The 9,103-nt window shown below is 74.5% G+C and carries 10 protein-coding genes and 1 pseudogene; 3 read left to right on the forward strand and 8 right to left on the reverse strand.

Features of this window, described 5'->3' with window-relative positions; translation table 11 throughout:
- The 4 genes from DMH08_RS36420 to DMH08_RS36435 all read right to left on the reverse strand — a co-directional run.
- Positions 1-2,666 (reverse strand): hypothetical protein (locus DMH08_RS36420; protein ID WP_125620724.1); only part of this gene is annotated, 2,666 nt, incomplete at its 3' end.
- An 89-nt stretch (positions 2,667-2,755) separates the two neighbouring features.
- Positions 2,756-2,956: a PspC domain-containing protein gene (locus DMH08_RS36425; protein ID WP_026405231.1), complete on the reverse strand. Its 201-nt coding sequence runs from the start codon at positions 2,954-2,956 to the stop codon at positions 2,756-2,758.
- Between the two features lie 138 nt (positions 2,957-3,094).
- Entirely contained in the window at positions 3,095-3,772 is a 678-nt protein-coding gene (locus tag DMH08_RS36430; protein WP_125620725.1) for an HAD family hydrolase, read from the reverse strand.
- Complete coding sequence (locus DMH08_RS36435) at positions 3,769-4,422, reverse strand: MBL fold metallo-hydrolase (protein ID WP_125620727.1); 654 nt, start codon at positions 4,420-4,422, stop codon at positions 3,769-3,771. The genes DMH08_RS36430 and DMH08_RS36435 overlap by 4 nt, the downstream gene beginning before the upstream one ends.
- Before the next feature lie 97 nt (positions 4,423-4,519).
- On the opposite strand from DMH08_RS36435, the gene DMH08_RS36440 reads away from it, so the two are divergent.
- From DMH08_RS36440 to DMH08_RS36450, 3 genes are read left to right on the forward strand one after another with little or no spacing between them, the layout of a single operon-like run.
- A complete protein-coding gene (locus DMH08_RS36440; protein WP_034520920.1) occupies positions 4,520-5,575 on the forward strand; it encodes a phosphotransferase family protein in 1,056 nt (351 codons plus the stop codon).
- Positions 5,572-6,657 carry a hypothetical protein gene (locus DMH08_RS36445; RefSeq protein WP_199748176.1) on the forward strand — a complete coding sequence of 362 codons (1,086 nt, stop codon included), beginning with the start codon at positions 5,572-5,574 and terminating at the stop codon, positions 6,655-6,657. The genes DMH08_RS36440 and DMH08_RS36445 overlap by 4 nt, the downstream gene beginning before the upstream one ends.
- A 13-nt stretch (positions 6,658-6,670) precedes the next feature.
- Positions 6,671-6,856, forward strand: coding sequence for a hypothetical protein (locus tag DMH08_RS36450; RefSeq protein ID WP_026405235.1), 186 nt, complete (start codon positions 6,671-6,673; stop codon positions 6,854-6,856).
- 64 nt (positions 6,857-6,920) lie between these two features.
- Here the strand turns inward: DMH08_RS36450 and DMH08_RS36455 are convergent, their stop codons facing one another.
- From DMH08_RS36455 to DMH08_RS40575, 4 genes and pseudogenes are all read right to left on the reverse strand, one after another.
- Positions 6,921-7,211: a Fe-S cluster assembly protein HesB gene (locus tag DMH08_RS36455; RefSeq protein WP_026405236.1), complete on the reverse strand. Its 291-nt coding sequence runs from the start codon at positions 7,209-7,211 to the stop codon at positions 6,921-6,923.
- Positions 7,212-7,282: 71 nt separating this feature from the next.
- Positions 7,283-7,951, reverse strand: coding sequence for an NAD(P)-dependent oxidoreductase (locus tag DMH08_RS36460; protein ID WP_026405237.1), 669 nt, complete (start codon positions 7,949-7,951; stop codon positions 7,283-7,285).
- A 37-nt stretch (positions 7,952-7,988) separates the two neighbouring features.
- Entirely contained in the window at positions 7,989-8,840 is an 852-nt protein-coding gene (locus DMH08_RS36465; RefSeq protein ID WP_125620731.1) for a DUF6177 family protein, read from the reverse strand.
- Positions 8,840-9,103: pseudogene (locus DMH08_RS40575) on the reverse strand (hypothetical protein); the annotation flags it as partial. The pseudogene DMH08_RS40575 and the gene DMH08_RS36465, both read right to left, overlap by 1 nt.

Genomic DNA, 9,103 nt, shown 5'->3' on the forward strand with positions numbered 1-9,103 from the left:
ATCCTCGTCGGCGAGGCCGCCCGCGAGCTCCCGCCGCCCGACGCCCCGCCGACGAGGATCGCGCGAGGGGCGAGCCACAGGACGAACAGGGCCTCGGCGCCCGCGCCGTGCTCGCCGTCCACGATGACCGCGTCGAACGCGTCGGCGTGCGGCGGCAGGGTCTCGGGGATGCGCCAGAGCGGGAGGATCCAGGCGGGGACGACGTCCACCGGGGCGGACGCGGCGGACCGCAGGCGGTCGCGGGCGGCGGTGCGGGCGCGGGCCGCGGCGAGGGCGGCGCGGGCGTCGGCCGCGGCGGCGTCGGCCGCGGCGACGGCGGCGCGGTGGCGCTCCTCGGCGGGGGTGAGGCCCGCGCCGCGCGCCCACGTCCACGCGTCGTCCCAGCGGCGGACGCGGGCGTGCCACGCCTCGTCGCCGTCGGTGGCGCGGAGGAGGTGCGCGAGGTCGGGGTGGACGGCGCGGACGCGGTCGAGGAGTTCGCCGCAGCGGACCTGGAGGGCGCGCTCGTGGCGGGCCTCGGCGAGGGCGGCGAGGGCGCGGCCGTAGGCGGCGGCGTCGCGGGCGTCGATCGCGGCGAGGGCGGCGGCGAGTTCCGGCGGGTCGGCCGGGTCGGCGGGGCCGATCGAGTCGCGGAGGGCGCCGAGGTCCGCGGCGGCGCGGTCGACGCCGAGGGTTTCGAGCGCGCCTTGCAGGGCGGTCGCGTACGCGTGCCACTGGAGGGGGTGGTCCAGCGGGACGTGCAGTCCCGCGCGGTCGAGGAGTTCCCGCGTCTCGGCCACGGCGGGGAGGACCTCGTGCAGGCGGGTGAGGCGTGTGTGTGCGCGCACGAAGCGGTCGACGCGTTCGGCGGGCGGCAGGTCGGCGGGGAACGAGATCCCGGCGGCCTCCCACACGTACTGGAGTTCCTGGCAGGTCATCCGGACCATGAGGTCGGTGAAGACGACGTCGAGCAGTTCGGGCGTGGTGGGGGGTTCGCCGTCCACGGTCGCGTACTGCAGGAGGATCTCGGCCTGGCGCTGGGGCTGGGAGCGGAGCGGGCCGCGCTTGAGGGTGCCGCCGTCGGCGAGGTAGGTGCGCAGTTCCTGGGCGACGCCGGCGAGGCGCCGCAGGTGCAGCTCCCCCGGGGGGAGTTCGACGCGGCGCCCGCCCATGCCGGCGAGGGCGCGCTCGGCCCATTCGGCGCGGGCCGCCATCTCGGTGACGCGCGCCCAGACGGCCGGACGGCGCTCGGCGAGGGCGTCCGCGAACGCGCGGACGGCCAGGTCGGCGGGGTTCCAGCCGCCGGGGTGCCCGTCGAGGCCGAGGTCGCGCAGGGCCGCGCCGACCGCGGCGGCGGCCGCGTCGAGGCGCGCGACGAGCGCGACGTCGGACCCGCGGAGCAGCCGGGACAGTTCGGTGTCGGCGCGTCCGGCGCGTTCGGCGGCGGTCCGTTCGGCCTCGACGAGGGTGCGGACGTACGCGGCGCTGGGCAGCGCGCCGGGATCGACGTCGCGCTGCTCGGGCCGGGCGCGCCGTTCGGGCGTCTCGCTCGCGAGGAGCGCGACGAGGTCGGCGGCCTCCCGCGCGGTGATCGGCGGGCGGGGCGCGCGGTCGCGCAGCCCGGCGGCGTCGCTCTCGGCGCGGGCCGCGTGCCCGGCGAGCGCGTCGAGGTCGTCCGGCGGGGCGGCGTGCAGGCCCTCGACGGCGGTGCGGGCGGTCGCGGCGTCGGTGGCGGCGAGGGCGGCGAGGCCGGGCGGCAGCGCGGCGTGCAGGGCGGCGGCGGCCGCCCCGGACGGGACGGCGACGAGCACGCGGCGGCCCCGGACGAGCAGCCCTTCGAGCAGGTCGGGGACGGTGTCGGGGGCGCGGTCGGGAACGCGCATGACCTGCGGCGACCGGCCGGTGACGAAGCGCGCGAAGCCCGCGGGCAGGTCCGGGAGGAGGTCGATCATCCGCTGGTGGTAGCGCGCGACGGGTTCGCGGGACGGCGGCCGGACGACCAGCGCGGGCGCGAGCCGGACCTGCGGGACGGGCGTGCCGGTCTCGTCGGGCGTCCAGTCGTCGCGGTAGTCGACGGCGCCGACGAGCGCGGCGCCGCACCAGTCGCGCAGGACGTCGCCGGTGGAGGGGTGCAGGCCGAACGCGCGGCCCGCGCGGACGGCGGCCGCGACGCGCAGCGCCCCGCGGAATCCCGGGCGGCCGCCGAGCAGGTCGCCGTCCCGCAGCGCGACGGGCCCGCCGAGGACGACGTCGATCCGCTCGGTGCGCTCGTCCAGCGCGATCCGGACGGGCGTGCCGAGCAGGTGGTCGCGGACGGGCGGGCCGTGCGCGGGACGCCACGACAGCAGGCCCGCGCCGAGGACGACCTCGTCGTCGCCCGCGTCCTCGGCGAGGTCGCGCAGCAGCCGGTACCAGTGGCGCAGGGCCAGCCAGCCGTCGAACTCCTCCAGCACCGCCGGGGGCGTCAGCGGGATGACCGGCAGGCTGAACAGGACGTCTCCGGGCCCGGCGTCGGTCTCGACGTAGACGTCGCCGGGCAGGTCGGCGAGCCAGTGGACGCGCCGGTGCGCGGCCGGGTCGCGGCGGGCGCGGGCGAGGTCGCGCAGGAAGCCCAGGAGGCGGGCGGCGTGCTCGCCGGCCGGGTCCCGCGCGGTGACCCGGCCCGAGTCCGGGTCGTCCTGCGACACCGCCGTCCCCTCCCTGCCCGTGGATTCGTGTCCACCGATCTAACACTGCGGGGGCCGGGCTGGTCGAGCGGTATCGATGATCTTGTGGGTCAGTGGCTGCGGGCCAGGTGGCGGTCCTCGTTCGGCATCATGATCCACAGGACGATGTAGACGACGAACTGCGGGCCGGGCAGCAGGCAGGACAGGACGAACAGGAGCCGCATCGTGAAGGGGGACATGCCGAACCGGCGGGCAAGTCCGGAGCACACCCCCGCGATCATGCGGTTGCGCGGTCGGTAAAGGCCGTTCATGGGTCTTCTCTCCCCGATTCCTCGAACTGTGAACACGGGTTCCTTACCCGTTGCTCACCAAACTAGGAAACGGACACCGAACCCCACATCAGCCGAAGGAGCGGTTTCTCCCCCTACTCGCGGAGTAGGGGGAGACCCTTAAGGGTTGTTCGCGTCGCGGACGAGTTCCGGCAGGTCGGCGAGGTCGTCCAAGACGAACTGGCATTCGCGCAAGATGCCGTCGTCCTCCTGGATGTGCCCCCACGGGCCGCGCCTGAGGAACGCCGCGCGCATGCCGAAAGCGATGGCGGGACGGACGTCGTTGTCGATGCGGTCGCCCACGTACAGGACGTGCTCGGGCAGCGCGTCCGCGAGCTGCGCGCAGCGTTCGAAGAACTCGTGCGACGGCTTCTGCACGCCCCAGACGTCCGAGATGCCGATGACGTCCGCGTCCAGCCCGAGCGCCTCCGTCTGCTCGGCGGCCTCGACCGGCTGGTTCCCGGCGATGCCCACGAACAGACCTTGGGCGCGCAGGCCCGCCAGACACGCGCGCGCGTCCGGGTACAGGTCGTCCGGGCCGAACCCGTTGGGCACGCCGGCCGCGCGGCGCGCCTTCTCCTCCGCCTCCAGGTCGAAACCGGGGCGGAAGTACTCGAACAGGTCCATGTGGGTCTTGCCGGTCGCGAGGTACGCGCCGAGCTTGGTGAGGAACGTGTGCCTCGGCACGCCCAGCCAGTCGGCCCAGCGCCCGTAGATCTCGCCCTCGTTGATCAGCGTCTCCCCGATGTCGAAGAAGACGGCCTGGACGGCCCGGGGGGTCGGGGGATGCTCGGTCACGCGCCGTCCAGCTCCACGGACTCGCCCGGGGCCAGCCGGGTGAACGTCTTGCCGAGCTCCTCGCCCGCCGCGCCCACGTGCTTGGTCATGACCGTGAGGCCGATGTCGTTCAGCAGGCCGTCATGGATGACGTACGCGCGCTCGGGACGGACCTCCCGCGTGTACGAGTACAGCTCGGGGATCTTCAGCCACGGCGCGTTACCGGGAAGGCAAAGGGTCCGGACGGGCTCGCCCGGTACGGTCAGCGCGTCGCCCGGGTGGAACACCTCCCCGTCGATGAGGAACCCGGTGTTGGGGATCGGCGGGACGTCCGGGTGCAGGATCTCGTGGTCCTCGCCGTACACGTGCACGTCGAACCCGGCGATCGTCACCGCGTCGCCGTGCCCCACCTGGTGGACGCGTCCGCCCAGGTCGGCGAGGTTCTCGGCGACCACGCGGGACGTCCACACCTCCAGGGACGGGCGCGCGGCCATCGCCTTGCGCAGCGCGTCGGCGTCGAAGTGGTCGAAGTGCTCGTGGGTGATCAGGACCGCGTCGGCGCCCGCGAGGGCCTCCTCCGCCCCCGTGCTGAACGCGCCGGGGTCGATGACGATCGTGCGGTCGTCCTTGCTGATCCGGACACACGCGTGCCCGAGCTTGGTGAGGCGCATCGTCCGATTTTTTCACGCCCGCCCGGCCGCCCCATTGACCACCCCTGGGCGCGTTGATAGAACACGTTTCACTTTGGTTGCGAGCCAGGAGGCGGCCATGCCCGTTCCCCACCAGCGCGACCCGGAGGCGACCCGGCTGGCCCTGTCCGGCTGGCTGGACCGGCACCTGCCCGGCGCCCGCGTCCCCCACCTCGAAACACCCGAGACCAGCGGCTTCTCCAGCGAGACGCTGATGTTCGACGCCGAGACCCCGGACGGCGTCCGGCACCCCTGCGTCGCCCGCGTCGCGCCCGTCCACTACCAGGTGTTCCCCGAACCCCGCTTCGAGGAGCAGTACCGGCTGATGCGCGTTCTCGCGGACCGCACCGACCTGCCCGTCCCGCCCGTCCACTGGTGGGAGCCGTCCCCCGACGTCCTCGGCGCCCCGTTCTTCGTCATGGCCCGCGCCGACGGCCGCGTCCCCACCGACATGCCCCCGTACCACATGGACGGCTGGGTCACCGAGGTCGCACCGGACGAGCGGGCCGCCATGTGGTGGTCCACCCTCGACCTCCTCGCGCGCCTGCACCGGCTGGACGTCCGGGCCCTCGACCTCGGCTTCCTCGACCAGCCCGCGTGGGGCGCCCCCGGCCTCGACCAGCGCCTCAACTACTACGAGCACTACCTCCACTGGGCCTACCCGGGCCCGCAGGACGTCGCGCTCCGGGCCCTCGAATGGCTCCGCGCCCACCGCCCCGACGAACCCGACCCGCCCGTCCTGCTGTGGGGCGACTCCCGCATCGGCAACGTCGTCTTCGACCACGGCACCCCCGTCGCCGCGCTGGACTGGGAGAACGCCGTCCTCGGCGCCCCCGAGGAGGACCTCGCCTGGTTCATGTTCATCGACCGGCACCACTGCGACGGCATCGGCGTCCCCCGCCTGCCCGGCTTCCCGTCGTACGCCGAGACCGCCGCCCGCTACGAGGAGCTCCTCGGCCGCCCGATGCGGCACCTCGCCTACTACGAGATCCTGTCCGGCTTCAAGTTCGCGGTGATCATGGCCCGGATCGGGCAGGCGATGATCGACTTCGGCTGGATCGACGAGACCAGCGAGTTCCCCCACGACAACAACTGCACCCGGCTGCTCGCCCGCATCCTGGAGGAAACGCCGTGACGCTCTCGCCCCTCGACGACTACCCCGTCCACCAGGCGCCCGAGGTGATGCGGCACGTCACCACCTCCGACCGCAACTTCTACGACCGCTACTACTTCAACGTCCACCCGTGCTCGGACGACCTCATGATGCTCATCGGCATCGGCCAGTACCCCAACCTCGGCGTCACGGACGCGTTCGCCGTCGTCCGGCGCGGGCCGCTGCACCGCGTCGTCCGCGCCTCCCGGGAACTCGGCGCCGACCGCATGGACACCACCGTCGGACCGTTCCGCGTCGAGGTCCTCGAAGGGCTCAAGCGGCTCCGCGTCGTCCTCGACCCCACCGAGCACGGCCTCTCGTTCGACCTCGCCTGGGAGGGCGCGATCCCCGCCACCCTCGAACCGCCGCACTACCTGCGCTGGCAGGACCGCGTCATGTTCGACTCCCGCCGCATCGCCCAGACCGGCCGCTGGACCGGCCACATCGCCCTCGGCGACGAGCGCGTCGACGTCACCCCGGACGTCTGGTGGGGCTCCCGCGACCGCTCCTGGGGCATCCGCCCCGTCGGCGAACCCGAACCGCCCGGCATCCAGTCGAAGAACGCCGGCACCTTCTACTGGGTGTACGCACCGATGCAGTTCGACGACCACTCGATCCTCTGCATCGTCCAAGAGGACGAAAAGGGCCGCCGCGTGCTCGAAGAAGCCACGCGCGTCTGGGCGGACCCGTCCCGCGAACCCGAATACCTGGGGCGTCCCGAGTACCGCCCGACCTACAAGCCCGGCACCCGCGAGGTCGTCACCGCCGCGATCGCCTTCGCCCCGCCGAACGGCACCCCGTTCACGGTCACCGCGACGCCGATCCTGCCCGTCCACCTCATGGTCGGCACCGGCTACGGGCTCGAACCCGACTGGAAGCACGGCATGTACCAGGGGCCCGACCTCAAGGTGCAGGGCGTCACCCTCGACACCCGCGACCCCGACGACGCCGCCCGCATGTGGGGCATGGTCGACTCCGTCGCCCGCTACGAGTACGCCGACGGCACCACCGGCCACGGCCTCTTCGAATACTGGGCGCTCGGCCCGCACCCGTCGTTCGAGTGACACACTGGCCCCCGTGACCGACGACGGAGAGGCCGCGGAACCGGACCGCGACGCCCTGGACCGGCAGGTGCGCGACCGCTACGGCACCTGGCGCGACCGCCCGCGCGGCCTCGCCTGCGCGGTCGTCGCCGCCTTCCTCGTCCTCACCACGATCGGCTTCGCCGCCGGCGTCGCCGCCCTCGTCCTCGCGGCACGGTGACCCCGGACGCGCGCGGGGCCGGGGCGCGGCACGCGCGCTCCCGGCCCCCGCACCGTCCGCCCGTTCAGGTCGCGGTGCCCTCCGCGATGGTGAACGCCACCTCGCCCTGCGGGTCCACCTGGGCGTCGAGCGTCTTGTCGTCCAGCAGCTGCGCCGCCGCCGGCTCCAGGTACACCTTCGCGCCCTCCTCCTCGACGACCTGGTCGCCGGCCTCCGGCGCGGACGCGACCGACAGCCGCAGCGCGTCCGAGCCGTCGATGCCGGACTCGATCCGAATCCCCGTCTCGGGCGGCAGCTCGGGATTGGCGGTCACGTTGCGGATGACCTGCACCGCACCGCTCGTCAGCGTGAGCACGATCTGCTCCTACTCGTCGTCTGCATGGATCCCGCCCTCCCTCCCCGCCGGCTCCGGGGGCTAAACCCCGCTCAGTAGTTGAGCGTGATCGCCTGGCCGACCGTCCCGTCCCGCGCGACGCACCCGAGCATGAACGCGGCGAGGTCGGCGCGGCCGATCCGGAAGCCGCCCTTCGGCTTGCGGTCGACGGCCGTCCGGTACCGCCCCCGCGCCGGACGGTCGACGAGCAGGGCCGGGCGCGCGATCGTCCAGTCGAGCCCGCTGCCGCGGACCGCGTCCTCCATCACCCCGAGGTCCGCGTAGTACTCCCGCAGGAAGTACCCGCGCGCCGGCGGCCCCACGACGTACCGCAGGAGGAACCCCTCGCCCGGGTCGTGCCTCGGCGGGTCCGGACGCTCCGGGGACGGCACGACGGTCATCGCCTCCGAACTGATCACGACGAGCCTGCGCGTCCCGGCGGCCCGCATCCCCGCGATGACGGCCGCCGTGCCCTTCGCGCACGTCCGCGCCCGTGCCTCCGCCTTGTTCCGGGCGCCGAGGCACGAGAGCACGGCGTCGGCCCCTTCGAGCGCGGGCCGCAGGTCGGGGTCGTCCAGCAGGTCGGCCCGCACGGTCCGGACCCCGGCGGGCAGGTCGCGGGGCCGCCGCGCCACCGCGGTCACGTCGTGCCCCTCCGCGAGCGCCAGATCGACCAGGATCCGTCCGGTACCGCCGGTGGCGGCGAAAATCGTGAGCTTCATACCCCCTGAGAGGCGCCCGCACTAAAAACTGTGACACTCACCCCCAGCGCCCGCCGCCGCCCTCGGCCCCTTCCAGCACCTCGCGGAACCGCCCCCACGTCCCCGCCGCGCGCCACACCCCGCCGACGGCGACGCCCACCGGCTCCGGCACCCCGCACCACCGGGCCCCGGCCGTCAGGTCCCGCCGGCCCGGCACGAGCCGCGCCGTCAGCGACACGAGGTCGAACCGCCCCGCGAGCGCCTCCACCAGCGCCCCCATGTCGGGCACCGCGACGCTCGCGCCGATCAGCACGCGCTCCTCGACGCCGCGGTCGGTCCGGACGACCTGCAGCGTCCCGAGCGCCGGACCCCCGACGTGGCACAGCCACGTGCGCTTCGGCGAACGCCCCCGGCAGTACGCGGTGACGGCCCCGGTGCTCCAAGGCGTCGCGGCGGGCTCGGCGGCGCCCCACCCCGCGGGCGGCGACCCCGTGAGCGCCACCGACAGCATCTCGACCGCGTGCCCCACCTCCAGACCGTCCGCCGCCGGATGCCGCACGGTCGCCGCGAGCACCGGCCACCGCGCGTCCTCCTCGGTCCGCTCGAACGCCGGATGCACCGTGCCCTCGGGCACGAACCTTTCGCCGTCCCACGCGAGGGCCGTCCCGTTCAGGCCGTCGAAGTGCGAGCCCGCCCCGGCCCTGACCGCCCACCGGACCCCGGACCCGATCATCGCGCGCAGCGGAAACGTCAGCCGGGCCGACCCCGGAGTCACGATGACGCACTCCCGACCGCTTTCCGCGCACGCCCGCACGGCCTGCAGCACGCGCGCCGACGCGGACACGATCGTCCGCTCCTGCAGGACGAGCCCCGCCTTCGGCGTCGCGATGTCGAACGTGAGCTCGTCCATCAGAACCAGCCGACCTCGTAGGCGGGGTCGTCCGTCCAGACCACACCCCCGGCGGCCCTCGCCAGCCCGACCGCGAACCGCATCGCGGGCGACTCCCCCTCGCACCACTCGGCCCCGTGCACGTCCACCCACCACACCGGCGGCTCGACCGGCCCGACCTCGGGCCCGAGCACCCGCTCGGCCTCCCCGGGCACCCGCACCTCCACCGGCACCCCCGTCGACAGCAGCAACCGCCCGCCCTCGTGCTCCCACACCTGCACCGC

Source organism: Actinomadura sp. WAC 06369, from assembly GCF_003947565.1.
Taxonomy (GTDB): domain Bacteria; phylum Actinomycetota; class Actinomycetes; order Streptosporangiales; family Streptosporangiaceae; genus Spirillospora; species Spirillospora rifamycini.